Annotated in this window: 20 protein-coding genes and 1 pseudogene; 10 read left to right on the top strand and 11 right to left on the bottom strand. The window is 65.8% G+C overall.

Translation table 11 applies throughout. From position 1 onward, the window contains the following. Positions 1-2 precede the first annotated feature (2 nt). Entirely contained in the window at positions 3-791 is a 789-nt protein-coding gene (locus tag PV766_RS18435; RefSeq protein ID WP_064063662.1) for an aldolase, read from the bottom strand. Between the two features lie 128 nt (positions 792-919). Here PV766_RS18435 and PV766_RS18430 point away from each other — a divergent pair, with 128 nt between their 5' ends. Further along, complete coding sequence (locus tag PV766_RS18430; protein WP_129977921.1) at positions 920-1,525, top strand: helix-turn-helix domain-containing protein; 606 nt, start codon at positions 920-922, stop codon at positions 1,523-1,525. A 272-nt stretch (positions 1,526-1,797) separates the two neighbouring features. Here PV766_RS18430 and PV766_RS18425 read toward each other — a convergent pair whose 3' ends face one another. The 7 genes and pseudogenes from PV766_RS18425 to PV766_RS18395 all read right to left on the bottom strand — a co-directional run bounded on the left by PV766_RS18425 (position 1,798) and on the right by PV766_RS18395 (position 9,897). Then, positions 1,798-2,421, bottom strand: a complete 624-nt coding sequence (locus PV766_RS18425) for a hypothetical protein (protein ID WP_421097590.1) — start codon at positions 2,419-2,421, stop codon at positions 1,798-1,800. Between the two features lie 127 nt (positions 2,422-2,548). Beyond that, on the bottom strand, positions 2,549-3,733 hold the full coding sequence (locus PV766_RS18420; RefSeq protein WP_421097589.1) for a low temperature requirement protein A: 1,185 nt from the start codon (positions 3,731-3,733) through the stop codon (positions 2,549-2,551). Further along, complete coding sequence (locus tag PV766_RS18415; protein ID WP_064063786.1) at positions 3,733-4,425, bottom strand: SDR family NAD(P)-dependent oxidoreductase; 693 nt, start codon at positions 4,423-4,425, stop codon at positions 3,733-3,735. The genes PV766_RS18420 and PV766_RS18415 overlap by 1 nt, the downstream gene beginning before the upstream one ends. Before the next feature lie 287 nt (positions 4,426-4,712). Further along, positions 4,713-4,795 (bottom strand): annotated as a pseudogene (locus PV766_RS18410) (alpha/beta hydrolase); the annotation flags it as partial. A 159-nt stretch (positions 4,796-4,954) separates the two neighbouring features. Continuing rightward, a complete protein-coding gene (locus tag PV766_RS18405) occupies positions 4,955-7,684 on the bottom strand; it encodes a helix-turn-helix transcriptional regulator (protein ID WP_421097588.1) in 2,730 nt (909 codons plus the stop codon). A gap of 752 nt (positions 7,685-8,436) precedes the next feature. After that, positions 8,437-8,823 carry a hypothetical protein gene (locus tag PV766_RS18400; protein ID WP_421097587.1) on the bottom strand — a complete coding sequence of 129 codons (387 nt, stop codon included), beginning with the start codon at positions 8,821-8,823 and terminating at the stop codon, positions 8,437-8,439. A gap of 243 nt (positions 8,824-9,066) precedes the next feature. Further along, on the bottom strand, positions 9,067-9,897 hold the full coding sequence (locus tag PV766_RS18395; RefSeq protein WP_421097586.1) for a helix-turn-helix transcriptional regulator: 831 nt from the start codon (positions 9,895-9,897) through the stop codon (positions 9,067-9,069). A gap of 411 nt (positions 9,898-10,308) precedes the next feature. Here PV766_RS18395 and PV766_RS18390 point away from each other — a divergent pair, with 411 nt between their 5' ends. The 6 genes from PV766_RS18390 (at position 10,309) to PV766_RS18365 (ending at position 15,227) form a co-directional block, all read left to right on the top strand. Further along, positions 10,309-11,043 (top strand): Atu4866 domain-containing protein, encoded by a 735-nt coding sequence (locus PV766_RS18390; protein ID WP_421097585.1) that lies wholly within the window; start codon positions 10,309-10,311, stop codon positions 11,041-11,043. A gap of 27 nt (positions 11,044-11,070) precedes the next feature. Further along, complete coding sequence (locus PV766_RS18385) at positions 11,071-12,474, top strand: amidohydrolase family protein (protein WP_421097584.1); 1,404 nt, start codon at positions 11,071-11,073, stop codon at positions 12,472-12,474. Beyond that, positions 12,471-12,749 carry an Atu4866 domain-containing protein gene (locus PV766_RS18380; RefSeq protein ID WP_421097583.1) on the top strand — a complete coding sequence of 93 codons (279 nt, stop codon included), beginning with the start codon at positions 12,471-12,473 and terminating at the stop codon, positions 12,747-12,749. Before PV766_RS18385 ends, PV766_RS18380 begins: the two co-directional genes overlap by 4 nt. Positions 12,750-13,524: 775 nt before the next feature. Further along, positions 13,525-13,914 carry a YidH family protein gene (locus PV766_RS18375; protein ID WP_421097582.1) on the top strand — a complete coding sequence of 130 codons (390 nt, stop codon included), beginning with the start codon at positions 13,525-13,527 and terminating at the stop codon, positions 13,912-13,914. After that, on the top strand, positions 13,911-14,222 hold the full coding sequence (locus PV766_RS18370) for a DUF202 domain-containing protein (protein WP_064063674.1): 312 nt from the start codon (positions 13,911-13,913) through the stop codon (positions 14,220-14,222). The genes PV766_RS18375 and PV766_RS18370 overlap by 4 nt, the downstream gene beginning before the upstream one ends. A gap of 192 nt (positions 14,223-14,414) precedes the next feature. Next, positions 14,415-15,227, top strand: coding sequence for a mycofactocin-coupled SDR family oxidoreductase (locus PV766_RS18365; RefSeq protein ID WP_421097581.1), 813 nt, complete (start codon positions 14,415-14,417; stop codon positions 15,225-15,227). A gap of 107 nt (positions 15,228-15,334) precedes the next feature. On the opposite strand, the gene PV766_RS18360 is transcribed toward PV766_RS18365, so the two are convergent. Then, on the bottom strand, positions 15,335-18,472 hold the full coding sequence (locus tag PV766_RS18360) for an NAD-glutamate dehydrogenase domain-containing protein (RefSeq protein ID WP_421097580.1): 3,138 nt from the start codon (positions 18,470-18,472) through the stop codon (positions 15,335-15,337). 176 nt (positions 18,473-18,648) lie between these two features. Here PV766_RS18360 and gabT point away from each other — a divergent pair, with 176 nt between their 5' ends. The 3 genes from gabT (at position 18,649) to PV766_RS18345 (ending at position 22,698) form a co-directional block, all read left to right on the top strand. Next, the gene (gene gabT, locus PV766_RS18355; RefSeq protein ID WP_064063677.1) at positions 18,649-20,007 is read left to right on the top strand and encodes a 4-aminobutyrate--2-oxoglutarate transaminase; all 1,359 of its coding nucleotides are present in this window, start codon (positions 18,649-18,651) and stop codon (positions 20,005-20,007) included. Positions 20,008-20,119: 112 nt separating this feature from the next. Then, positions 20,120-21,586, top strand: a complete 1,467-nt coding sequence (locus tag PV766_RS18350; protein WP_421097579.1) for an aldehyde dehydrogenase family protein — start codon at positions 20,120-20,122, stop codon at positions 21,584-21,586. Then, positions 21,583-22,698, top strand: coding sequence for a CaiB/BaiF CoA transferase family protein (locus PV766_RS18345; RefSeq protein WP_421097578.1), 1,116 nt, complete (start codon positions 21,583-21,585; stop codon positions 22,696-22,698). The genes PV766_RS18350 and PV766_RS18345 overlap by 4 nt, the downstream gene beginning before the upstream one ends. Positions 22,699-22,801: 103 nt before the next feature. Here the strand turns inward: PV766_RS18345 and PV766_RS18340 are convergent, their stop codons facing one another. Together PV766_RS18340 and PV766_RS18335 are read right to left on the bottom strand one after the other, a co-directional pair. Then, entirely contained in the window at positions 22,802-24,352 is a 1,551-nt protein-coding gene (locus PV766_RS18340) for a PucR family transcriptional regulator (RefSeq protein WP_421097577.1), read from the bottom strand. 26 nt (positions 24,353-24,378) lie between these two features. Further along, a complete protein-coding gene (locus PV766_RS18335) occupies positions 24,379-25,938 on the bottom strand; it encodes a PucR family transcriptional regulator (protein WP_421097576.1) in 1,560 nt (519 codons plus the stop codon). Positions 25,939-25,949 lie beyond the last annotated feature (11 nt).

The raw sequence follows: 25,949 nt of genomic DNA, 5'->3' as shown, positions 1-25,949 counted from the left end.
AATTACTTGTTCTCGATCACATCCGGATGTGAGCGCAGTGCTTTGCGGGCGTAGTAGGCGAAATTCGCATCACTGCGTCGCGGGGTGAGCGTCCAATCGTGAGCCTCCTTTGCGAGGCGAGGCGGCAGCGGCTGAATGTCGCCGGCGGCCATCGCGAGCAATTGCAGTCGCGCCGCCCGCTCGATCAGGTGCGCGAGGGAGCACGCTTCTTCGATCGTGGAGCCCGCCACGAGCTGTCCGTGATGTGCAAGCAGAATCGCCCGCTTGTCCCCTAGTGCCGCAGAAATGATCTCACCTTCCTCGTTGCCGACCGGCACCCCGGGCCAATCAGGCAGGAAGGCGCAGTCGTCGTAGAGCGGCGCCATGTCCATCTGCGAGATCTGCAGGGGAACCTCGAGCATGGACAGCGCCGCCACATGAAGTGGATGCGTATGCACGATGCAGTTGACATCCGGACGCGCGCGATACACCCAGCTGTGAAAACGATTGGCAGGGTTGGCCATACCGTCACCGTCGAGAACATTGAGGTCCTCGTCCACGAGAAGGAGATTCCCCTCCGTGATTTCGTCGAAGCCGAGCCCGAGCCGCTGCGTCAGGAACGTGCCCGGCTCCTCTCCGCGCGCCGAGATCTGTCCCGCAAGGCCGGAGTCGTGGCCGGCGTCATACAGCGCCCGGCAGGTCAGTGCGATCTTCTGACGATCGGTCCATTGAGCTTTGGGGATTTGGGTGAGCATCGCCTTCTTGGCGGTATCCATCAACTCGGCCTTACCGAGGTTCATCGTCGTAGACATCCGAGCGCCCTTTCCGTAGACACGAAGACACTAAGTAGACGTTAGGACACAAAGTGTCCTGCATGCAACCGTCGAAGGGTTTGAGTAGATTTGTCCAGGACCACGAGGTACAGGAGGAGGGACGAAACGTGACAGCGTTTCTCAGGTCGCATCGGCGCAGAGCGGGTTTGACGCTTGATGCTCTGGCCAGCAGCACGGGGCTCACCAAGAGCTACCTGTCGAAGGTCGAACGGGGGTTGAGCACGCCATCGATCGCGGTTGCACTCAAGATCGCTCGTGCACTCGATACTGATGTGGGCCAATTGTTCTCCGAGAATCCCGACGAGACGGTGATGACAGTGGAACGGCACAACGAGCGTGTGCAGATACCGGAAGACGCCTCGACCAGTGCTGCCGTCTACGACGCGATGGCCACGCGGATGGTCAGGAAGTCGATGCAGCCGTTCATCGTTCATCCGACCACCGAAGCCGGCTCCGAGTACATGGAGCATGCGGGAGAGGAGTTCATCTTCGTCCAGAGTGGAGTCGTGGAGGTGACGATCCCGAACCGGGTGATCGTTCTGGAGCAAGGCGACAGCATGTACTTCGACTCGAATACACCACATCGCATACGGTCGGTTTCCGACGATCGTGCGGTACTTCTCGTCGTGGTACACGACCATGGCGGTGATCGATCGCCCGACACGACATCATCGCCGAGTCGGCGGCGGTGCGGCCCCGCTCAGGGTGCCTGAGACCGGACGTCGCGCACCGAACCGGATCAGGTGCCGAGTGTGATCGCGCGGGGTTCGGTCGACGGTGGCGCAGGCCGAGGGAACCTCCGATCCCAGGCACCCCACGCACGCCTCCGCACCCGAGACTCGCCGACCGACAGCTACACCGGGCGGCGCACGTCGGCGAGGCGGCGCTTGACGACGGTCGGAGCCATCACCTCCGAACCGCGCGCTGGTCCACCACGAATCGACCGCGCTGGACGACAAGCACCCACCCAGCGCGTTCCGCCCGCTCAGTGCGGCAGCGGATCACCTGATCGTGTCCCCGTCACAGTGAGCACGATTGCCGCCACCAACGCTCCCGCCACGGCGACAAGGACCGGAGCGAGCAGAACCACAGACGGCGCCACCACCAGGGCCGACACCGCCGACACCGCGCACGACACCACGAAGCCCGTCCGGCTGCGGCGCCGAAATATCAACACCGCAATCCCCGCAACGCACATCACGGTTCCCAGCGAGACCAGGCCCGGATCGACACCACCGGCCACACCGGCCGGCACCGTCGCCGCCACTTGGATGATCAGAGGAACCGCGGCGACGGTGCTCGAGATGGTCGCCGCGCGGAAGGGGCTCTCGGCGCCTGCACCACGAAACTCCCGGTACACGAAGAACAGCATTGCGATCATCCAGATCACCGAGACGGTAGCCAGGACCGGAACGACATAAGCGATTCCGTCCGGGCAGCTCCAACTGCCCTGCCCATCGATCCGGGTGAGGAAGCACCCGACCCGGCGCGCCTGCAAGACCTCCACCACCACTATCGCTGCCACGACTCCGAGCCCACCGCCGACGACGCCGCTGAGCGCTGCAGCCACCAACAGCGACGCCCACACCGCCTCACGGTCACCGCTCATCGACGTCCTCCCGAATCCCCATACGCCTCTGCGTCGTGCGTGGCGGCACTGCTACAGGCACGGACAGCCACGATCACCGCTCGTCCCGGCACATCGGTGATCGGTTCGCGGAACGACCCGACCGACGTCACACTCCAGAAGGAGACCGATATCGGAACTCCTTTGTGGCCCTTCTTCGTTGCACTTCCTGAACGAGAACGACAACAACCAAGGCGGTAACAAGAAGCGCGCTGACAGCTACACCCGGCAGAGCCGCGCCGACGATCCCGATGGCGAGACACGCGAGCGTTCCACCCACCAGTGGAGCGCTGATGGTTCGTGTGGCCCGTAGCCGAAGCACAGTTTGGGCAACGAGGTAGAGGGTGGGTCCGCCGATGACCGCACTCATCTGTGCGGACGACAAGCGGTCGGTAGGGTGCGTGATGACCAACTCGTCGCCGACTGCCGTCAGAATGATGCCCGCGATGATCAGGACATGCCCGTAGGTGTAGGAGTCGCGGGCCGACTGTGTTCGAGAAGATGATCGAGCGAGGGCGTTGTGAGCAAGCTCTCGGGTCGAGGTGAAGTACAGCCACCACAAGGCCGCCGTCCCGACAAACGCTCCGCCGAACGCGGTCACAGTCATCACATCGAGCCGAAGATCGACCACGGTCGTACCGGTGATGACGATTGTCTCTCCGAGTGCGGCGATGACGAAGAGCCCGAACCGTTCGACGAAGTGGTCGGTGGCCAGATCCCATGTCCCGCCGGCCAACCGAGGCCGGCCCGGGACACGGAAGTAGAAGAGCGGCGCGCAGTAGTCGAGCGCCAGCGCGACGATCCACACACCCACGCGTGCTTCATCACTCGCGAAACCGCCGGCGATCCAGAACATGCCGGCGACGGTCAACCAGATGAGGATCCGGCCGGCCCGTTCGCGTTCGATCGTGCCTTTCGCGGCGACGACGAACGTCAGAAAGAGATGACGGCCCACCTGGATCGAGACGTAAGCGGCAGCGAACAGCAGTCCTTTGCTGCCGAAGGCCTCCGGTGCTGCGATCGCCATGAGCAGACTTGCGAGCATCAGAGCGATCAGCAGGATGCGCACGGCGTTGGTTTCCGGGTCGAGCTCGTTGGTGGCCCACGTGGTGTAGTTCCACGACCACCAGACCGCGAGGAGGATCAGCACCGCTCGGCCTGCGCCGGCCCAGGTAAGGTGCTCCAGCAGCAGGTGTGAGACCTGACTGATGGCGAAGACGAACACGAGGTCGTAGAACAACTCCAGCGGTGCCGCCCGTTTTTCCTCGGAGTCGCCGCGTTGAGCCTGTCGCATCACCAGGGGAGCACCCCGGCGCGGTCGGTGACCGTGCCGGTGGGCGTGTCGGCTCCCAGGGTGGCGATGCGCACCGCTGCCTCGGCGCCGTCCTCGACGCTGTGTCCGACCCGGCCGGTGAATTCGGTTGCAGTCCGGCCGGGGTCCACCGCGTTGAAGCGAACGTCGGGGGTGGTCTTGGCGTATTGCATTGTCAGCATCGTGACCGCGCTCTTCGATGAGCCGTAGGCGGCGAGCGGGTACTGCGACTCGACTCGTTCCGGGTCCTGGGTCATCGTGAACGATCCGAGTCCGCTGGTGACATTGACGACCGAAGGGGCGGTCGCAGCCCGCAACAGGGGCAGGAATGCGTGCGTGACACGCACCAGACCGAAGACATTGGTTTCGTAGACGAGGCGGATCTGGTCGGCCGTCATGTCCTCGGGTGGGGTGACTTCCCCGAGGATCCCGGCATTGTTGACGAGGATGTCGAGGTGGCCGACCTGCCCGCGCAGTGTCTCGACTGCAGCGTCGACCGACGCATCGTCGGTCACGTCCAGTTGGACGAAGTGGGCACCGAGCCGGTCGGCGGACGCGCGGCCGTTCTCGGCGTCGCGGGCGCCGATCCAGACGGTCTGGCCGGCCTGGATGAGGCGGCGGGCCACTTCGTAGCCGAGACCCCTGTTGCCGCCGGTGATCAATGTGGTTGTCATGTTTCCTCTTTCGTGGCATGTGGTGGTGCCGGTGCCGCGCGTGAAGAAGTGCGTGGAGAATCGGCAACGTTCGTGATGGAACCTTCGACCAGTTCGAGCATCTGGGGGACGAGGTCCCGCATTCGCGGTGCGCTCGGATGGCTCGAGCAACTCACGGTTCTGCCGACGTTTGTCGGCGTTGATGGTCTCGGCGTTCACCGTGCACATTCCGTGAGGCAGGACCGGATACGCCCTCGACGATGCGTTCTCCATCGGCAATCCTCCTGGGTTCGATTCGGGCGGTCCATGCCGTGGTGAAACATGATCGGCCGGCCGGCGCCCCAACCCTTGTAGAAGATCTCGACCCGTCATCGGTTGTGAGGAAGGGCATGGTGGACTCCTCGCATTCGGCCCGGGTGCCGGGTGAATTGTTGACTCCACCAGCGTCGCTCCGCGCGGTGATAGCAGCCTCCGTCAGTTGACTGCCATGTCATGGCCGTCTACTCGAGTCGGGTCCTCTACAGCACGGCACCCGGCTCGCGGACCCCACTTACCGGGTGGTCGGCGCTTCGGGAGGCAGAGCGTCGAGAGCGTCTCGGAGAGCGGCACGGGATGTGATCCCCAGCTTCGGAAACAACCGATAAAGATGTGACGAGACGGTCCGCGGTGACAGGAAGAGTCGCGAGGCGATCTGCGGGTTCGACAGCCCCGTTGCTGCGAGCCTGGCGACCTCCAGCTCCTGTGGCGTGAGCCTGGTGCCGACATTGCCCCGGGAAGCGCGCGTCATTCCCGTGCCGCGAAGCTCAACCTTCGCCCGGGCCTCCCAGGTCCGGGCCCCGACCCGCTCGAACTGGGCACAGGCAGCGTTCAGCTCCACCCGCGCGTCACGGGTGCGTCCTCGTCTGCGCAGTTCTTCGCCGTACGCCAGATGTGCGCGGCCTACCTCGAAGGGCCAGTGCTCGATGGCCGGGAGCGCGAGCGCCTCCTCGAATCGTCGGACCCTGTCGTCGGGTTCCGACGTCATTGCGGTGACTGTCGCCACGCTCAGCGCCCATCGTGGTGACAGGCGGTCGACACCCGCCGCACGCAGCGCGTCGGCGTGCCGCCGCGCCTCCGCACCGCGCCCGGTGCGTAGTGCCGACTCGACGAGGTCCGGTGCGGACCAGAGCGCTTCGGGGTTGAAGGGTGGTAACACGCCGGGCGGGCAGATCGCCGTAGCGTGCTGGAAGGCTGTGTCGAAGTCGGCGGCGCCGATGGCCGCGCGGGCGGCTGCCTGGTGGGCGCAGTTCTCCAACCGCCGTAACCTTCTGGGCTCCGACCAGCTCCAGATGTGCTGACAGTGGGCACGGCACGCATCGAGGTCGCCGCGCTGAGCTTCGACCATCGCCGCGATGTAGCGACCGACCTGGCCGAACAGGTGGTAGCCGGTCTCCTCACACAACGCGATGAGCTCGGCGGCAGCGTCGGCCGATGACTGCCACCTGCCGCTGTGCAGGTCGTCCAGAGCGACGAACATGAGCCCCGGCATGCTCGCGCCGACCGCGCCGTCATCGCCGACGATGCGAGAAACAGCCTCACGGCAGCCTGAAAGCCGGTCGAGGTACGAGGCGGCCAGGGCAGTGCGAACGACGATGTCGGCGTCGGTCTGGTCTTCGAGGTGGGAGATCTCGTCATCCAGTCGACGAAGCATGTCGTCCGTGACGGACCCTGGGGCGTAGTGGACGCGGCCCATGGACACTGCTGCCGCGGGCGAATCCTCGGGAAGCGGGCCGAGGATGCCGATCAGGGGCTGCCAATGCTCGTCGCGTCCCGAGTAGTGGCTGGCGAGGGTCAGGGTGAAGAGCGCAGTCTCGAGTTCGCCACGTGGCAGCTCGGAGGGGTCCAGGTTCTCCTCGATCAGCTTCATCAACAACGCGTGGGCGGTATCTGCATCCCCCTCGGTGACGAGCACCAGAAGGGCAGCGGCCGCGGCCGTGGCCAGCGCCTCCGGCGGGTTCCCGTGCATCTCACGCATGATCTCGTGCGAGGTGTCCAGTCGGCCGGCCACCCATGCGGCGATGTACGCCGCTCGGGAGAGGCGGCGTGTTCGGTTCCCCGAGTCTGGAGTCAGTTGGGCGGCGCGACGCAGACGAGCGACGGCGCCGGCAGCGTCACCGCGCCGCAGACTGCTCTGCGCCGCGGTCTCGACGACCGAGGCCACCACTTCGTCGGGCACCGTCGTGGCTCGCGCGAGATGGTCACCGCGGCGTTCCGGCTGGTCGAGGAGCGCCTCGGCCAAGCGGTGGTGCGCACTGCGACGCTGTTCTCCTGTGGCGCCGTCGACCACCGCGGACCTGACCAGCGGGTGTCGGAAGCGAATGGCGCGACCGTTCTCGGCGACCTCGAGCAGGTGGTCGCGTTCTGCAGGAGCGAGCCCGTCGAGTGTGCTCGGTCCACCAGCCACTTCGAGGAGCCCGAGGTCGCCGGAGCTCTCGAGTGCCGCGAGCAGGAGTAGGTCGCGGGTTCTCTGCGGTAGTTGCTCGATGCGGGCTGCGTACAGAGCGCGGACATCTCGCCCTTGCCCGCTCGTCCAACACGATCCACGCAGATCCGTATCCCCGGACACGCTGGTGGCGCCGGCGAACTCGAGCAGAGCGAGTGGGTTGCCCTGAGCTTCTCGTGCCACCGTCTGCAGAACCCGGGGAGGTAGATGATCAAAACTTGTGGAGAGCAACCGCAGTGCGCCCGCGTCGTCGAGAGGCGCGATCGCGAGCTCGGTGAAGCCGATCGACCGGAACACTTCGTCGGTCTCGGTGCGCCAGGCTCCGAGAAGTCCGATTCGGCGGCCCGCGAGCCTTCTGGCGACGAATGACAACGTGGATCGGCTCGCGTCGTCGAGAGCGTGGAGGTCGTCGACGACGACCAGGAGTGGTTGTTCCTTCGCGGCCTCGCTGAACAGCACCAGCGCCGCGTTCAGTACGGCGATCCGGTCGGGTGTGGGGCCGGTGCCAAGGCCGATCGCGACCTCGAGGGCCTCTCGCGGGGCATCGGGCAAACCGTTGATCTCGCGAGGGAGCGAGGCCACGAGTTCGTGGAGACCCGAGAAGCTGATGTCCGTTTCATACTCGACGCCACTGCCGCGGATGACCCGCATCTTCTTCGTGAGCGCAAGGTCGGCGGTCGCGTCCAGGAGCGCGGTCTTCCCCACTCCCGGATCTCCGGTGAGGAGGGCTGCGGCTCCATCCGTCGCCGCTCTACCCACGAACTTCGTGAGCTCGGCAAGTTCGCGGTCTCTCCCCACCAGTGCGGTCGGATCGACCCCTACCCTCGCCAATGTTGTCCCGCCTCGTACTCATCGTGGCCCTGATGGTTGGAACAGCAGTACGACCAGCCACGCGGTCGAGAAGAAAGTATCTCACTGACAGCACCCCTTCGACCGATCCGGGACTGTCGGACAACACACGGCGAGGACCGCGTCTCGATGCGTGCCGTCGCCGACCCGGCCGGGGTTGCCGTGGGATTGGTGCGACACGCTACGAGACCGACGACGGGTTACGCGCCGCCGGACAACCGGTCGTCGACCACTACGCTCCGGTGATCGGCTCAGTGCCGAATGTGGGCACTCCGCCCAGGTCGACGCCGCCCGAGACGAGGCGGTGCGGAACATGCGCGAGACGCATCCGACGGGTGGTGAACTACATCCGGCGCACAGTGCTCGATCCGCAGAGACGTCAGTTGGGCAGTGGCGACGGCGATCTGCTCGGCCCGGTAGCGCGCGGGCCGCCGAGGACGCTGTCGTCGACGAGGAGACGACGGAGAACGTCTCGCCCGAACCGTCGCTGAACTCGCCGTCGATGTAGGTCGGCTCTTCGGGCAACCGCGCCGTGTCCTGGGCCGTGTTCATGACACTCATGTCACGCGCCCTTCCGGCCGGTGTCGTTCAGGACGCGGTCGACACCGGCCCCCGCCAGCGAAGCGGAACCGCATCTGGCATGCAACTATGCAACTTTTTCGGAGCCCTGCCCCCGCCCGAGACCAGACGCAGGGACCGAGTCACCCGCCTCGGAGCGAATCTCTGCGGAGCACCCCATCGACCAGATCCACAGCGGCCTTCAACCCCAGATCCGGATGCCGCTCCCGCAACACCCTGACCGCAGAAACCCGATCCGACGACGACGCCACCGCAGCCTCCACATCCACCCCCGGAACATCCTCCGGCGCCACCATTCTCGCCGACACACCACCACGACGCTTCCGGACCCACCCCCAACCAGCACCCACCACGACGAACACCCACAACCCGAACCGGAACCAGTGCCAGCCCGACGGCTCAATGAAGGCATCCGGCACAAAAACCAGCCCACCCAGAACAACCCACGCAACTAGGACTACAAACGGCCCCCACACATCCAGCCACGACAACACACCCCGCCAACTCATCCGGCCTCCCGTCGCCGCCGACCGGGCTCAAAACCCGAAGAGATCACGACCGATGCTCCCATGCCTGTTGCTGCGGCGTCACCTCTGCACCCGCCGTCGAGTACGACAACGAACGTCGCCGCACACCTGACCACTGCTGCGACAGATGACCCCACCTGGCGACACGCTGCCGCCCATTCGGAAAAGGTTCACAGTCCGAATACCGTGATGAGTGGACAGTTCCTCCCTGACTGCACGACAGATCTACGGGATGTCGGAACTGGTTGTCGCCGCGAGGGATCCCAGCAGTCGGAGCTTGTCGGCGCTGGGCGAGCCGACGGGAGCTTGGTAGACGATCAATTGGTGGCCGGGTGCGCTGCGGACGTCGAAAGCGTTGTACTCGAGGAGAAGATCCCCTACGGCAGGATGGCGAAATTCTTTGGCCTCGTGAGTTTTTCCTCGGACGTCGTGCCGACTCCACAGTTCTCGGAACTCGGCGCTTGCAGCGTGCGCCTGGAGAACGAGAGCGCGGACGTCATCTGCCGAACCTGTGTGACCGAGAGCAAGCCGAAGGTTCGCGACACAGGAGGTGGTTGCGCGGTCCCGGTCGGTGAAGAAACTGCGTCCGAAGGGGTCGAGGAAGACCATCCGCGCAATGTTGTCGATGCGTTCGAATCCGCTGTACAGAGCTCCAGCCAGGTCGTTGTAGGCGAGAACGTCCAATTGACGGTTGATGATGAGCGCGGGGGTGTGCGACCAGGATGCGAGCAGTTGCCGGAGCGAATCGTCGACGGTTGTCCTTACCGGGGCGCGCGGTGTCGGGGCCAGGCCGGCGAGGCGGAACAGGTGTTCGCGCAGATCGGTGTCGAGGTCGAGTGCACCGGCGAGCGCGTTGAGAACCGCTGGGGAGGGGTGTCGCTCGCGGCCCTGCTCGAGTCGGGTGTAGTAGTCGACGCTGACGCCGGCGAGCATGGCGACTTCTTCACGGCGAAGGCCGGAAACCCGCCGCCCCGACTGCGCTGTGATGCCGACATCCGTGGGCTGCACGTGGCTGCGTCGCGCTTTGAGGAATGTTCCCAGTTCGGTGGAGCTCATGAGACGACGCTAGCCTCACCGCGTCGCGGCTGACAGGCCGTGTCGCACCCTGGTTGGGATTGCTTGGCCGTAAGGCCTCACCACTAGCGCCAACGCGGCGAAGGCAACGTCCCGTCCAAGCCACCCTGCGCCTGGCTTGTCGGCGTGTGGATGTTCTCTACGCTCGCCTCCGCGACAAACCGCACGTGGCAATCGAACGTGCCCGTTACGTCGCTTGCGGTTCGATAGGCCATGAGATTCCTTTCCCGAGATGCCTTGGAGCGGCAGGGCTCGAGCCTCGTGCTCGAGTTCAGTCCGAACCAGGCTCTGGTGCGCCCGGGCACACACCGGCCTGGTCCGGGGATCCCCCCGCCCCGATAGTGGATTTCGTCGGGACCACCCGGCGACCCCACTCCCCATTCTGGAGCACACATGATCACCGCTTTCACTCCCGAACTGCTCGAACTCATCACCACCAACCGCACCGGCGGGCATCGTCCGCTGCTGTTCGCCAATGCCCGGATCATCACCGTCGATTCATTGATCGGCGACTTCGACTGCGGCGATGTTCTTCTCGGTGGTTCTCGCGTGGTCGGCATCGGTCCGGGTCTGCTGACCGCAGCAGATGATGACGGCGCGATCGTCATCGACTGTGCCGGGTACGTCATCGTGCCGGCAATCGTCGACACCACTCAGCTGTGCGGTCTGAGTCCGAGATCGTTCCGGTCACCGACCGCGATCGCACCCGGCAATCCGGCCGGTTTCGCGATCCTGTCCGCCGTATCCGGAGAATCGGGGTCCGCCGCGCTGCGTCGATTCCTCGCCGCCCCCGACATTTCGCTCGTGCTCGTCGTCGACGGTGAGATCGTCCGGTGGGACGGACACCCGGTCGACGCCGGCCGTGCAGCAGATATCGAGGTTGCCCACACCGCCTCCGCGGACCGTTATCTCGGCACGTGGATCGACGAGAACGATTTCGTGCATCAGCACCTGACCGCGGACGGTCGCTACGACGAAACCCGCGGTGGACGCCCGCACGCCTACCAGGGCTCGTACTGGATCACCGGCGACCGCATCGACTACCGCGACGATCTCGGATTCTGGGCCTTCGGCGAATTCGCCGACGGCGTATTGCATCACGCCGGTTACACCTTCCACCGCTCCTGACCTGCCACCAACCCCCGAAAGCACACCATGCCGAAGAATTCCCTCACCGAGTTCACCGCGGCCCGCGACAGTGGCCGCCCGATCCTGCTGACCGGCGGCGCCGTCGTCACCATGGATCCCACCATCCCGGACCTCGACACCGGCGACGTCCTGCTCGTCGGCTCCCGGATCGTCGCGATCGGGCCCGACCTGCGCTCCGATCCCGAGCACGGGGCCGCAGCCGCCTCGGCGCTCGTCGTCGACACCCGCGGCGCGATCGTCGGCCCCGGCTTCGTCGACACGCACCGCCATGCCTGGGAGGCGCAGCTGCGCCGCAGCATCCCCGACGTCACCGACCTCGGTGAATACGTCCTGTCGACCCTGGCCGGCATCGCGCCGAACTATGCGCCGGAGGACATGTACATCGGGACGCGCCTCGCCGCACTGACCGCACTCGACTCGGGCATCACCACCATGCTCGACTTCTCCCACAATTCACGCAGCACCGCCCATTCGGACGCCGCACTCAACGCCCTCGTCGACACCGGAATCCGAGGAGTGCATGCCTCGATGGGCCCGCACTTCGGTCGGTGGGACGGCCAATGGCCCGCCGATATACACCGACTGGTGAGCGACTTCCACGGCGTCGCAAACGGTCTCGTCACGGTGCGACTGGCTGCCCTCTCCACCGACGAGATCGCAGGACCCGCCATCTCCTACGGGCCCGAACTCGCCGCTCTCGCTCGCGATCTCGACGTGTGGACGAGTATCGATGCCGTCTTCGGAGTGCCCTCGTCGGAGGCGATCCTGCGCTGGGCGCAGCAGGGAATCCTCGTTCCGACCCTCACCTTGATCCATGCGACCGGCCTGACCCCCGAGGCATGGTCGGCGATGGGAGATGCCGGTGTCACGGTCTCGCTCGCCCCGACCTCCGACGCCCAGATCGGCCTCGACACGGCGGTGCCCGCTGTGGACGAGGCCCTCGCCGTCGGGATCCGGCCGGGTCTGAGCATCGACGTGGAGGTCGCGCTCGCGAGCGACATGTTCACCCAGATGCGCACGCTGCACGCGATCCAGCGCATGCGTGCCACGAACGCCACCTACGGAACGGAGGAGACCCGCAACCGGATCACCACTCGCGACGTCCTCGACTTCGCCACCCTGCAGGGCGCGCACGCCAACGCGCTCGATCACGTCACCGGCTCCCTGACACCAGGGAAGGACGCCGACCTGCTCATCGTCCGTGCCGACGACGTCAACAACATGCCTCTCAACGACGCCGTCGGCACCCTTGTGCTCGGCTCCGACGCACGCAACATCGACACCGTCCTCGTCGCCGGAAACCCACGCAAATGGGCGGGTTCGCTGGTAGGTGAGGACATCGACGCCCTCCGCGAGGACGTGATCCGCTCTCGCGACCACATCACCCGACGGGTGGCGGCAGCACTGTGAAGACCGTGAAGGAAGCGAAGGGCAGGAAACAAGCTCAGCACCCGTTCGTCGGATTATGGGTGACCGCCGATGGGAACATTCGCCAACGTCTCCTCCCGGATGGCCGATACGTCGAGGCCCGCGGCAACCGGGAGGCCGCCTACACCGGTGACTACCGGGTCGACGGCACGATGATCTACTACCGCGACGACACCGGGTTCTCCGCCGACGGCGAGTTCCGTAACGACGTCCTGTACCACGCGGGAATGGTCATGCACCGAGACCCGATCGGGTGAAGCACTCGTCGAACTGACACCGGTAACCCGCACAGGAGGCTTGCACTCGAATGTGCCGGGTGCAAGTCTCCTCGCCCCGACAACGGAACACCGCTCGTCTGATCGATACGGAAGCGTATCGACCGGCCTTGTACGAAAGGCCTTGTACGGAGGATGTTCTCTCAGGTCCTCCGAGTTCCGGACAGCAGTCGAGCAGGTCGAATCCCCGCAATGGTGTAGGTGTAGCGCTGTGCCACCGGCCGACCTCGAAGTCGCTCCGCGCCGAGGCAATGGAGAGACCGGCCGCAGCTCAGGCCGCGGAAACTCCCCACCAGAAACCGCCGTTGAACCGCCCAGCGGACAGCGGTCCCGAAGCCTGATGGTTCAGGATTCGACCCACATCGAGGGTCTGCTTGTGGGTCGGGAGCGGGCCGATGTACTTTTCGCCGAGAGTTTCGCACGGTTCGGCCACGACGTCGCGTCGGAACACGGCGTGATCGTCCTGATGCGCACACTCACAATGGAACTGGCTCCGCACTCGATCCGCGTCGTGGCGTCCCTGCCACCGGACCGAATTCCGCAGTCGCGGTTTCGCGCGGAACCAGGGAGATCCGCAAGGAACGGTCACAACTCGAACATGGGTCTACCAGGCATGCTCGTCGCACCGTCCCCCGCGCTTCCCCGCCGGGCCGACCGACGGGTTCGATGATCAAGGTAATGTAGTTTCGCCACAGCACTATCCGCATCGGATCACCGAATACCTGGGCAGGGTATCGAATTCTCGCAGGACAACGACATGCGCAACGCTTTTCCGCAACGACGACCTCGTGCGGTGTACTCGGTCGGCATCGAACCGGATGTCCGGTTCTCTCTTGCCAACGAACGCACCGCCCTGGCATGGGTTCGCACCGCTCTGGCCCTGATCGCCGGAGGAGTCACCTTGACGACAGTGGCCGGGCTGACACCATTCCCGCTGGTCATCTACGGCCTGTCGCTCGTCGCGTGCGTCGCAGGGGGCCTACTCGCACTGCTGGCACTGGTGTCGTGGCGTCGCAACGAACGCGCGCTGAGGATGAATCTCCCCCTGCCTGCCCCGCTGTCGCTTCCCTGGCTGGTCACGGCAATCGCCATCGTATCCGTGGGATTGACCGTGTTCGCCGTGACGGCACTCGCGCTCTCGTTATGACGGGCGATCCCGGACTCCAGCCTCAACGCACCGCATTGGCATGGCAACGCACCGGACTGGCGGTGGGAGTAACCTACACGATTCTCGTTCTTGCCATCATTCGACATCTCGCTGTTCCGCTTGCAATGGTCGTTCTACTTATCGGCACAGCGTTTCTCGGTCTTGCCGCTCGTCGCTTCCCGACGGGCCGAGACCGCACGGTCGAAACACTGCAGGTGTGGCCCGTGCTGGTTGCTACTACGACCTTTGCGGTGATCGCCGCGGTCATCGGTTCGACGCTCGCCGCCTGGTCGGCATTCGGGCGATAGCCCGACGCAGCCCTACCCTCACCAGCAAATCCACACCAGGTGAACGATCCTCGTCCCCGCCGCGAGCATCCGACCTGACCATCATGGCCGGTCGCACCGGGACCGATGCAGTCCGGTCATCGGAACCGAGCGACAAGTTCACAGGAAACCTGTCTACCCTGCGTGGACATCGGATGATACGGAAGGATTCGGATGGCACTGCTCGAGAACAAGGTCGCGTTCGTCACCGGTGCTGCACGCGGTCAGGGACGCAATCATGCCGTGCGCTTCGCGCAGCAGGGCGCCGATATCATCGCGTTCGACCTCTGCGCCTCGGTATCCGACGATGTCGGTTACTCCCCTTCCACCCCCGAGGACCTCGCGGAGACCGCGCGTCTGGTCCGTGCCGAAGGTCGCGACATCCTCACTGTCGTCGGTGACGTGCGAGAACTGGCCGCACTGCAGGCCGCCGTCGACGCGGGAGTCGAACGCTTCGGCCGTCTCGACGTCGTGGTAGCCAATGCCGGTATCTCGACATGGAATCGCTTCTGGGAGATGCCCGAAGAGCAGTGGATCACCATGATCGATATCAATCTCAACGGGGTGTGGCGCACCCTCTCGGCCTCGGTACCCGCCATGATCCAAGGTGGACGCGGCGGATCGATCATCGTCGTCAGTTCCGCCGCCGGCATCAAGGCCGGACCGGGCGCATCCCATTACACATCCGCCAAGCACGGTCTTGTGGGCCTGACGAAAACCGCGGCGATCGAACTGGGAGAGTTCGGCATTCGAGTCAACTCGGTTCACCCCGGCGCGGTGGACACCCCGATGGGGCAGGATGCGAACGTCGGCCGGTTGCTTGCGCGACACCCACGCTACGTCGACAGTTACAAGTGGCCCTTGGCAGGCTTGAACAAGTGCAGCGTGGACGATGTCACAGACGCCGTGCTGTATCTCGCGAGCGACCGGGCGCGAGCGATTACCGGCTCGCAGATGGTACTGGACCTGGGAATCACCACGATCTGACCCTCCACGCCGGACCGCGATGTCGGTCGAACGGATGCGCTCATCCCGTCACCGTCGAAGGCCCGCCCCGACGCGGGGCATCGGAGCGGGCCCGGTTCGTCGCTCGATCATCGCTCCGTAGCGCGTACGAGCAAGCGCAGTTCCGCGCCGAGTGTGCACGCCCGCGGCAGATCGATCGACCCGCTCCCGCACAGTTCCCCCGTCACTCGTTTCACCCGAGCAATCGAATCCGGAACTCGACGCTGCCACCGACCCATGGTTTCGTCGACGACGTCGGAGTTCTCCGGATCGCGGTCACCGCGCAGGATCGCGGTGACGAGTTCGTGCCGAAGCCCGGCGAGGTCATCACGCACCGAGGCTGCCGCCATACTGTCCCACCACGTACGGGTCGCCGACCCAGCGTCCGGATCGAAAGAAATACCGTCCAGTCCGAGAAGGGTTCCCGTCGCGGCATACATACCGGCGACCGTTCGGGTCCGGCAGCCCAGCGTGGACGCGGTATCCGCCAGGGCCAGACACTCTCCCAGAAGCCGGAAATCCGGTGCCTCACCCAGCTCGGCGCCGACGAGCAGCTCCCCGACTCCGGCACGCAGCCGCACGATTTCGGAGGTCACCTCGGACAGCGACCGCATCCGCAGGAGCCACGAGGCCGTGTGCTCGATGAAATTCTGCACGGCTCCGAGACGTTCCCAACGGTCGCCGCTCGGGGCCACCTGTTCTTGCGCGTCGGCCCACAATCGGTCGGTATCGAACACTGCCCGAACCACAGCGTATGCCCGGGCAACCTCCGGTGTGCGCACACCGAGGCGCTCCTCGAACTGGTAGATCGTTCCGGGACCGATGCGGTCCACCAGTTCGGAGGCGATACGGGTCGCGATGATCTCACGGCGCAGGGGGTGATGTCGGATTTCGTCCTGCACCGCGTGACGCATGGACTCGGGGAAGTACGCCACGGCGACGTCGGCAAAGAAGGGATCATCCGGTACGTCCGAGTCGAGGAGATCCCGGCACACGATGTTCTTCGATCGTGCAAGCAGTACCGCGATCTCCGGTCTGGTCAACCCGCGACCGGAGTCGGCTCGCGCAGCCAGTTCCTGCACACTCGGCAACACCTCGGTGCTGCGCCGGAACCCACCCCCGCTCTCGAGGTGATCGATGAGGCGCTCGTGCCTACCGAGCAGCCGGGTTGCGCGGGAAACTGCGAGACCGAGTGCCACCGACTGGTCCCTGCTCATCCGCAGCACCGTTCGCGCCACCTCGTGGCGGGCGTCGTCGAGCAGTCGATCTCGGTCGTTCGTCGTCAGGGTTCCGGCACGCCTGGCACATTCGAGCGCGATCTTCAGGTTCACCTCGGCGTCGGAGGTCGTCACGCCCGCGGCATTGTCGATGAAGTCCGCGTTGATACGCCCGCCTGCTGCGGCGAACTCGATGCGTGCCCGCTGCGTGAAACCGAGATTGCCTCCCTCGCCGACGACTCGGCACCGTAGTCGGGAGGCATCGACCCGTACGTCGTCATTGGCCGGATCTGCTGCATCGGTGTGGCTTTCGGAGGATGCCTTGACATAGGTGCCTACTCCTCCGTTCCAGAGCAGATCCACCGGCGCCGTCAGAAGCGTCTTGATCAACTCGTTCGGGGTGATCGTCGCATCGGACAATCCGAGCAGGCGTCGGGCTGCTTCCGGAACGGTGATGGATTTCGCGGAACGCGACCACACTCCCCCTCCGGAAGAAAGCACCTTGCGGTCGAAATCGTCCCAACTCGAGCCCGGAAGCTCGAACAACCGACGCCGCTCCGCATAAGCGCGGACCACGTCCGGTTCGGGGTCGAGGAAGATGTGCCGGTGATCGAACGCGCCGACGAGTCGCAGATGGGGGGAAAGCAACATGCCGTTGCCGAAGACGTCACCCGACATGTCCCCGATGCCGACCACGGTCACTTCCGTGGTGTCCACGTCGGTGCCGAGATCGACGAAATGCTCACGAACGGCGACCCACGCACCGCGCGCGGTTATCCCCATCTCCTTGTGGTCGTATCCGCTCGAACCCCCGGATGCGAAGGCGTCACCGAGCCAGTAGTCGTACTCGGCAGCGATGGAGTTGGCCAGGTCCGAGAACCGGGCGGTGCCCTTGTCTGCGGCCACCACGAGGTAGGTGTCGTCCCCGCCGTGGACGGCGGTGCTTTCGGGGTGCACGACTCGGCCGTCGACGATGTTGTCGACGAGGTCGAGCATTCCCCGGACAAAGGTGGAATACGCTCGACCGGGAGAGATGTTCGACGTTTTCCGTACGAATGCGCCCTTGGCTCCACCCGGGACGACAAGTGCATTCTTGACCACCTGTGTCTTCATCAGACCGAGTACCTCGGTGCGATAGTCCTCCGGACGGTCCGAGAAGCGGATTCCGCCGCGGGCGACACCGTCGCTCCTTACATGGATGCCTTCCATCTCGTCCGAATGAACGAAGATCTCGCGGTACGGAACGACCGGTCCTGGGGCGGCGAAGCGAGCAGAGTTGAGCATGAACGCGCCGTACGGTTTCGGTTCACCGTCGGCGTCACGCTGGTACCAATTGGTACGCAGGGTCGCGGTGACGAACGATTCCAGGCTGCGCATGATGCGGTCGTCGTCGAGGTTGTCCGCTGCACTGCGTCGTTCGGCGAGTAGTTGTTCGGCGGCGACGTCACGGTCGGTCGTGTCCGGCCGGAAACGTGTATCGAAGCAGGTGACGAGAGCTTCGATGAATTCCGCATGCCGGCAGAGTGTGTCGACGACGTACCGTTCCGACATCGCCAGGCCTGCCTGGCGAGCGAAACGCGCAGCGGCCCGGACGAGGGCGATATCTCGTACGGTCACCTCGGCGACCACCGCAAGGCGGGAGTATCCGTCGACGACAGTGCGGTTCTGTACGTATGCATCGAAGACGGCTTCGACCCGGCGCGGTGAGTCCGCGGTCCACTCCTGTGGTGTGACGAACACGAATCGATGTGCCTGCTGGTTCGTCTCCTCCGTGGTCAGGGCGCAGTGATCGCCGATACGCAGGCCGAAGTGTTCGAACGTGTGCACGGCGTCGGCGAGCAACAGTTCCCGATCGGGCCATCGCACGACGGCGCACGCGGTGCCGGCGGGTAACGAGTCCTCTACGAACAGCAGGGCCGGCCCGTCGGCCGGAGACTGCACGAGCTGTCGAGCAACCGCCGCGACGTTCGCGGTTGTCGGTTCGTACGAGTGCGTGAGAGAGCTGGTCATCTCCGTGTCCTTTCGCTCACCCCATAGGGCCGGGATGTGCCGTCAGTCTGCGGTCGGCGGCCCGGCACACATATGTACGCAGCGTCCATCCACAGGCCTGATTTTCGACTTGATGTCCATGTCGTTCCGGCGTTCTCACTCCTAAGGTTCGAGGAAACCGCTGAAGGGAGAAGACCATGACTGCAGCTGAACTCACGCTCGGCGGACCCGCGCTGGAGCAAGTCCGTCGCGTCGTGACCGAAATTCCGGGCCCTCGATCCCGCGAGCTGGCGCGCCGTCGCACCGATGCGCTACCCGCAGGTCTGACCAGTGGCGCCGAGATCTACGCAGCGGCAGGGGGCGGAGGGGTGCTCGTGGACGTGGACGGGAACTCCTTCATCGACCTCGGTTCCGGAATCGCCGTCACCACCGTCGGCAACTCCGCGCCCCGGGTCGTCGAACGCGCCACCGCACAACTGCAGCACTTCACCCATACTTGTTTTCTCGCCACCCCCTATGAGCCGTACATCGAAGTCGCCGAGGCTCTGAATCGATTGACCCCGGGCACGCACGCGAAGCGCACGGCCCTGTTCAACACCGGCAGCGAAGCCGTCGAGAACGCCGTGAAGTACGCCCGTGCAGCGACCGGCCGGTCGGCAGTGGTCACCTTCGATCATGCCTTCCACGGCCGGACGCTCATGACGATGACCATGACCGCGAAGAACCAGCCCTACAAGCACTCTTTCGGTCCGTTCGCCCCCGAGGTCTACCGCGCCCCGATGGCGTATCCCTATCGATGGCCGAGCGGAGCCGACCGCGCCGCGGACGAGGCATTCGAACAGTTCCGTCTGCTCATCGATGCCCAGGTCGGCGCGGACCAGGTGGCCTGTGTCGTCGTCGAACCCATCCAGGGCGAAGGCGGATTCATCGTCCCGGCCGACGGCTTCCTGCGACGCATCGCCGACTTCTGCCGGGACAGGGGCATCCTCGTCGTCGCCGACGAAGTACAGACCGGAATCGGCCGTACCGGAGCATGGTTCGCGTGTGAGCACGAGGGCCTTGTCCCGGATCTGATCGTCACGGCAAAGGGACTCGCCGGCGGATTCCCGTTGGCGGCCGTCACCGGCCGAGCAGAGATCATGGACCGCGCCCATCCGGGCGGCATCGGCGGGACCTACAGCGGTAACCCCGCCGCATGCGCCGCAGCGCTCGGCGTCCTCGAGACGATCGAAGCCGAACACCTGCTCGAACGCGCCCAGGAGATCGGCACGCTGATGCTGCGGGAGTTGCGCGAGATCGGCACCCGTAACCCCGTCGTGGGTGAGGTCCGTGGCCGCGGAGCCATGATCGCCGTCGAACTCGTCGAACCCGGCACGACCACCCCCAACCGGGAGGCCGTCGCGAAGATCGCCCGGTATTGCCAGAACCACGGAGTCCTCACCCTCACAGCCGGCACCTTCGGGAACGTACTGCGCTTCCTGCCTCCGTTGTCGATCTCGGATGAGCTGCTCGCCGAGGCGTTTTCGGTTCTCCGCGACGCATTCGCCACCCTCTGAGCACGACACCGCCACCACCGTCAGCGAGGTGCGCCTGCTCTCGACCGGCCGCGCATCGACCGGTCACCCCGCATTCCGTTGATCCGCACCCCACGCGTCGAAGGGACAGACGATGACGACACCCGTTCTGCTGCAGCACTACATCGACGGTGAATGGTTCGACGGTGACGCCGATGCCCTGGTGAGCATCAGTCCCGCAGAACCGGACGTCACCGTCGCGCACGGCCGCGCGGCCACCGTCGACGCCGTCGACCGGGCTGTCGCTGCCGCGCGTGCGGCAGCCCGGCAGTGGGCGAAAACCCCGGCGCACGAGCGCGGCACCGTCCTGGTACGGGCCGCCGCCATCATCGAATCGTCTGCCCCTCGATGGGGTGCGGAGCTTGCCCGCGAAGAGGGCAAGACGCGCGGCGAGGGCGTCGCCGAGGTGCTCCGCGCCGCGCAGATCATGCGTTTCTACGGTGGTGAGGGCGACCGGGAAGCCGGCGAGATGTTCGCTTCCCCGCGACGCGGGGAACGCATCATGGTCGCGCGCAAGCCGATCGGCGTGGTAGGTGTCATCACGCCCTTCAATTTCCCCATTGCCATACCCGCCTGGAAGATCGCCCCGGCCCTGACCTACGGCAACACCGTGGTGTGGAAGCCGGCAGGCACCGTGCCACTGCTGGCGATGCGACTTGCGCAAGCCCTCCACGACGCCGGGCTGCCGCCGGGGGTGCTCAACCTCGTCATGGGCGGACGAGCCATCGGCGCCGGTATCGCCGACCATCCGGGGATCGACGCCCTGACGTTCACCGGTTCGACGGCGGTGGGCCGCAGCCTCGCGGCGGCGGGAGCCGCGCGGGGCGTGCCGGTGCAGGCGGAGATGGGGGGCAAGAACGCGGCTGTCGTGCTCGGCGACGCGGACCTCGATCTCGCCGCCGAGCAGGTCCTGGCCGGAGCGTTCCGCTCATCGGGGCAGAAATGCACGGCGACCTCACGGCTGATCGTCACCGAGGATGTTGCCGACGAGTTCGTCCGTGAACTTGTTGCGCGGATCGGGAAGTGGACCGTAGGCAATCCCTTGGACGAGCAGGTCGACATGGGTCCGGTGATCGATGCTGCAGCGCAGACGTCGATCCGGGCAGGGGTCGACGAGGCGATCCGGCAGGGTGCGCGGGCGTTGTGCGGGCAGCGATCGTACGAGGACGGTGAACTCGCGACCGGGTTCTACGTACCGCCCACTGTGCTCGAACTGCCCGATACCGGACTCGACGTGTGGCGGGAAGAGTTGTTCGGGCCCGTCCTCGCCGTGTGCCGCGCAGCGGACGCCGAGGCAGCATTCGCACTCGCCGACGACAGCGACTACGGCTTGTCGGCGGCGGTGTTCACCCAAGACCTCACACGCGCGCTCGGGGCGCTCGAGGATCTGGACGTGGGCATCCTGCACATCAACTCGGAATCCGCGGGCGCCGACCCGCACGTTCCGTTCGGTGGAGCCAAGAAAAGTGGCTACGGCCCGAAGGAACAGGGCCGCGCCGCCAGGGAGTTCTTCACACATACGACGACCGTCTACCTGCGCGGTGGAAGGTCGATCACATGAGCGGGGGCGCACTCGACGGTATCGTCGTCGCCGATTTCACCCGGGTCCTCGCCGGTCCCTACGCCACCATGATGCTCGCGGACATGGGCGCCGAAGTCGTCAAGATCGAGCGTCCCGGGACCGGTGACGATACCCGGTCTTGGGGACCCCTTTACGACGATGCCGGCTCGACCACGTACTTCGACTCGGTGAACCGCAACAAGACTTCCGTGGTCCTCGACCTCGCGTCGGAGCAAGGCCGAGCCGAGGCTCTCCGCCTCGTGGCGCGTGCAGACATCGTGGTCGAGAATTTCCGCGCAGGTACCATGGAGCGGCTCGGTCTCGGCTACGACGACCTGCTCACCGTCAATCCGCAATTGATCTATTGCTCTGTCACCGGGTTCGGAAGTGGAGACGGAGCAGCCCTGCCGGGTTACGACCTGCTCGTGCAGGCCGTCGGTGGGCTCATGAGCATCACCGGACCCGAGGCCGGCACGCCGACGAGGGTGGGAGTCGCGGTCGTCGACGTGCTCACGGGCCTGCACGCCCTCGCCGGGATTCTGGCTGCACTGCATCACCGCGAGCGCACCGGCGAGGGGCAGCGCGTCGACACCAATCTTCTTTCTGCACTGCTCTCGTCGCTCGTCAACCAGGGTTCCGCGTATCTGGGAGCCGGAGTGGTGCCGGGAATTCTCGGCAATCGGCACCCGAGCATCGCCCCTTACGAGGTGTTCGCGACGAAGGACCGTCCGCTGGCGCTGGCGGTGGGCAACGACAAGCAGTTCGTGCGACTTTCCGAGACTCTCGGTGTGCCGGAACTCGCCACCGATCCGCGTTTTCACAGCAACCCGCAACGCGTGGCGCACCGTGAGGAGTTGTGCGTGGAGATCACCTCGGTCCTCACCACGGCCGGAGCAGATTTCTGGTACGACGAACTGTCCCGCGTGGGTGTTCCGGCCGGACCCATCAACGATGTCGCCGAAGCCTTCGAGTTCGCCCGGCGACTCGGTCTCGGGGCCGTGGTAGCGGTGCCGGGTAGCGCCACTCCTCAGATCGCAAACCCGTTGAGTTTCTCCAGGACCCCGGTCCGGTACCGCTCGGCTCCACCACCCCTGGGCGGAGTCGCGGACTGACCGCGAAGGACTGGAGATCGCCGCCCCGCTGCCGTCCGGCAGCGGGGCGGTCCCCGTCGAACGATCCTGCAGCACGACAGTGCGCAAGGTGGCCGGGGTTCGCTCAGCTCGACGCGCCATCCAGCATCTCTCTGGCTTTGACGGCCAGCCACCACTCCGTGCGGGTGTGAACGGATTCGAGGTCACGACGGGTGAGTTCGGTGATGCGCGTAAGGCGGTTGCGCAGCGTGTGCCGGTGGATACCGAGTGCCGCTGCGGCGCTCTCGGCCTGGCCGTTGTGCTCGAGGTACACGGCGAGGGTCTCGATCAGGCGCCCACCCGATCCGTGCTCGGCGTCGTAGGCATCGAGCGCCTCCAGGCCGGTATAGGCGATGGCGCGCAATGCATCCGGATCCTGCATGCCGAGCAACACCGAGAACGTACCCAGTTCGGCGAATACCACCGGACCCCGACTGTCGCCCCGCACTGCCCGAACAGCCGAAAAAGACTGCCGAACACTACTGCTCACATCCGCGACATCACATGCCCCGCCCAACCCACACCGGACCGGCCGGCCGAGCTGCGCACACACCCGCTCCTGCACCCGAGTGGCGATCTCACGTGCCCGATCTGCCGGGAGAACGACCATCACATCCGCATCGGCAGGGGCAGACAGATAGGGAATCCCCTCGGCCGCCAGGGCAGCACCGATCTGCCGTTCCGCGGCCAACAGTGGCCCGATGTCGGTGAACACGGCGACCGCGACGGTATCGGTCGGTTCGAATCCGAAGTACCGGAGCAACCCGGCGTCCATGCGGTCGGGGGCGTCGACGAGCGTCCGGGTGACCACCGCACGCAGCCGCTGTTCTGCGCTCTGCACCTTCGCGGGCTTACCGAGCTCGATGGAGATCAGGGACACCGCGTGGGCGAGGAGCAATCGGTCGGCCGGACGGAGCGGTTCCGCGGTGCCGACTGCCAGGTATCCGTGGAGATCCTGGGCGGTCGCGATGCTCTGGACGGTGTAGTGCCCGTCTGCATCGGCCGACACCTTGCTCATCTGCCGGCGCCGCGGCGATCGCGTCGCCGACTCCGACACTCCGCGGGCTTGCCGGACCACCCGGGTCGTGTCGGACCCGTACTCGGCGAGCACGCGATCGTCGACGTCGACGACGGCAGCCGCTCCCGCGAGAGCCTGACCGAGCGCGGTCACGACCGCCGGGACCCCGCCGCGCAGTGTGGCCCGGACCAACCGCTCCTGTTGATCGACGACCCGCTGCACCGCCCGGACCTGATCGGCGGTCAACTCGTCGATGACCGCTCGGGTGATGGCAATGAACGGCGTCGATGCGGGCACGGCCAGGACCGGGAACCCGAGTGCATCACCTGCGGTACGAAGACTGTCGGGCACGCGGTCGAACCGGGTGCCCGTGTCGAACGCCAAGGCCACGCAACCGGCCCCTGCCAGGCCCTGGAGGTACGCGAACTGTTCGTCGGCGCCGGCGCCGATCTCCAGTCCCGTGGTCATCACGAGCTCGCCTCCCGAAAGCCACGGAGTGGGGTCCGGAAGTTCGATCGGATGCGCCCATTCGATGATGCGATCGGCTCCCTCGCGACCTGCCACGAGAGTGAGCCCGAGTTCCGGCACTGTCGCAAGCCGACGCACGGTGATGGCCATAACCCAATCCTTCCTCAGAGCGACCGCTATGCGGTGCGACGCTCGGCGAGAACCTCGAGAGCCAGATGCACGTCGGCGACGTCCCGGGGGGAACGCAACGAACAACCCAACAGCTCTTCGACTCGTTTCACGCGGTGCCGCACGGTGTTCGGGTGCAGATTCAGCTCCCGAGCAGTGCGCCCCACGTCCAGTTCGCGTGCCAGGTGAAGCACGAGAAAGTCCATCAGGTCCTCGTGTCCGTCGAGCAACGGTGCCAGAACGGCGGTAGCTCGTGTGAGCGCCGCTTCCGGATCGCGAGCCGCCAGCAGCCAGTCGGCGAGACCGACGTCCTCGAAGCGTTGGGCGGCACGTCCGCGGCGCTCGGCGGCCCGCCACGCCCAGCGTGCCTCACGCAACTTCTCGGGACCACGCGTGGGGTCGGTGAACGGTTCGCTCGATCCACATCTCAATCCCTGCGGAAGGTTGGCGGACCACGATTCGAAGGCCTCCGCTCCAGCAGGGACCACACCGACGAGACCCCCCTCGCTCCGGGCGAGCAGCAGCGTGAGCCCCAGATCGCGAGCCAGACCGGACACGTCCGCCTCGACGGCCTCGAGCAGGGAGTTCGCCCGGAACACCCATCGACGGTTCTCGTACTCCGGAGCAGCGGACAGAACCAGTAGGCGCACGTCGGGATCCGGGCCGAACCGCAGCATCTCCAACTGTTCCAGGACGGTATCGGCGTGGGCCGGGTCGCCCGAGACGAGCGCACGCACCAGTGCGGTGTGGCGCGCGCGGTTCTCCACGGTAGCTCGCTGACGGGTGCGCTCGATGGTGTTGAGCAGCCTCAGCGACACTTCGACGGCAGGGTCGGTGAGGGGGTCGCTGAGTTCGTTCGTCTTGGAGGCGAGAGCCAACCAGTAGTACTGGTCGCCGGGTGAGATGGAGTGAGCACTCACCGCCCATCGGCCCACCCGGAACAGCAACCGCCCCTCCCGGCCGCGAAGTTGATTGCGGATCAGGTGCACCGGCGCGCCGCCGGCCGAGGCGACGACATCCCCGACCTCGTTGTAGAGGATCACGCTGCTGCGGAGCAGACCGGCGAGTCGGGCGACGAGGTCGGCCTCGGGAGCCTCGGCGGTCATCGCCTCGAGCAGGTGGTTCTGAATCTGCAGCGTGCGTCGTAGCAGCATCGAGTCCTGCGCTTGCACCGCCGCTCCGACGCGCCCGACCACCTCCATGAACGGCAGTTCCGACGGAATCGCCACGACGGCGAATCGATGGCGCTCGGCCTCGTCGAGCAGGGACCGCGGAATGTCCTCGGTGATCACTCCTACCCCGTACCCCAGTGCGGTGATGCCCGCCCCGACGAGTTCGCGGATCAGTTCGCGGTAGGCCGGCTGTGGGTGCTCGAGGACCGGAAAGCGTGAACCGGTGGTGAGCATCATCGAACCCGGTTGCAGCCATCGGGTCGGGTTCTCGATCTCGATCGGGTGTGCCCCGGTGATTCCGACATTCGGGTCGGCATCGGTGACCAGCCGGAGCCCGAGATCGGGTTCGAGCAGGAGGTCGACGAGCCGGAAACGGTCGGGAAGCATGTCCGTCATCTTCTCCCCGT

The sequence above is a fragment of the Rhodococcus sp. As11 genome (assembly GCF_048957735.1).
Classification (GTDB): domain Bacteria; phylum Actinomycetota; class Actinomycetes; order Mycobacteriales; family Mycobacteriaceae; genus Rhodococcus; species Rhodococcus gordoniae.
Note: the sequence above shows the minus strand (reverse complement) of the source record. Positions and strands in the feature narration are given on the sequence as shown.

Coding starts and splice junctions, on each gene's coding strand:
- PV766_RS18435 (WP_064063662.1), bottom strand. CDS start 791: ATGTCTACGACGATGAACCTCGGTAAGGCCGAGTTGATGGATACCGCC.
- PV766_RS18425 (WP_421097590.1), bottom strand. CDS start 2,421: ATGAGCGGTGACCGTGAGGCGGTGTGGGCGTCGCTGTTGGTGGCTGCA.
- PV766_RS18420 (WP_421097589.1), bottom strand. CDS start 3,733: ATGCGACAGGCTCAACGCGGCGACTCCGAGGAAAAACGGGCGGCACCG.
- PV766_RS18415 (WP_064063786.1), bottom strand. CDS start 4,425: ATGACAACCACATTGATCACCGGCGGCAACAGGGGTCTCGGCTACGAA.
- PV766_RS18400 (WP_421097587.1), bottom strand. CDS start 8,823: ATGAGTTGGCGGGGTGTGTTGTCGTGGCTGGATGTGTGGGGGCCGTTT.
- PV766_RS18395 (WP_421097586.1), bottom strand. CDS start 9,897: ATGAGCTCCACCGAACTGGGAACATTCCTCAAAGCGCGACGCAGCCAC.
- PV766_RS18390 (WP_421097585.1), top strand. CDS start 10,309: ATGATCACCGCTTTCACTCCCGAACTGCTCGAACTCATCACCACCAAC.
- PV766_RS18385 (WP_421097584.1), top strand. CDS start 11,071: ATGCCGAAGAATTCCCTCACCGAGTTCACCGCGGCCCGCGACAGTGGC.
- PV766_RS18375 (WP_421097582.1), top strand. CDS start 13,525: ATGCGCAACGCTTTTCCGCAACGACGACCTCGTGCGGTGTACTCGGTC.
- PV766_RS18370 (WP_064063674.1), top strand. CDS start 13,911: ATGACGGGCGATCCCGGACTCCAGCCTCAACGCACCGCATTGGCATGG.
- PV766_RS18365 (WP_421097581.1), top strand. CDS start 14,415: ATGGCACTGCTCGAGAACAAGGTCGCGTTCGTCACCGGTGCTGCACGC.
- PV766_RS18360 (WP_421097580.1), bottom strand. CDS start 18,472: ATGACCAGCTCTCTCACGCACTCGTACGAACCGACAACCGCGAACGTC.
- gabT (WP_064063677.1), top strand. CDS start 18,649: ATGACTGCAGCTGAACTCACGCTCGGCGGACCCGCGCTGGAGCAAGTC.
- PV766_RS18350 (WP_421097579.1), top strand. CDS start 20,120: ATGACGACACCCGTTCTGCTGCAGCACTACATCGACGGTGAATGGTTC.
- PV766_RS18345 (WP_421097578.1), top strand. CDS start 21,583: ATGAGCGGGGGCGCACTCGACGGTATCGTCGTCGCCGATTTCACCCGG.
- PV766_RS18340 (WP_421097577.1), bottom strand. CDS start 24,352: ATGGCCATCACCGTGCGTCGGCTTGCGACAGTGCCGGAACTCGGGCTC.
- PV766_RS18335 (WP_421097576.1), bottom strand. CDS start 25,938: ATGACGGACATGCTTCCCGACCGTTTCCGGCTCGTCGACCTCCTGCTC.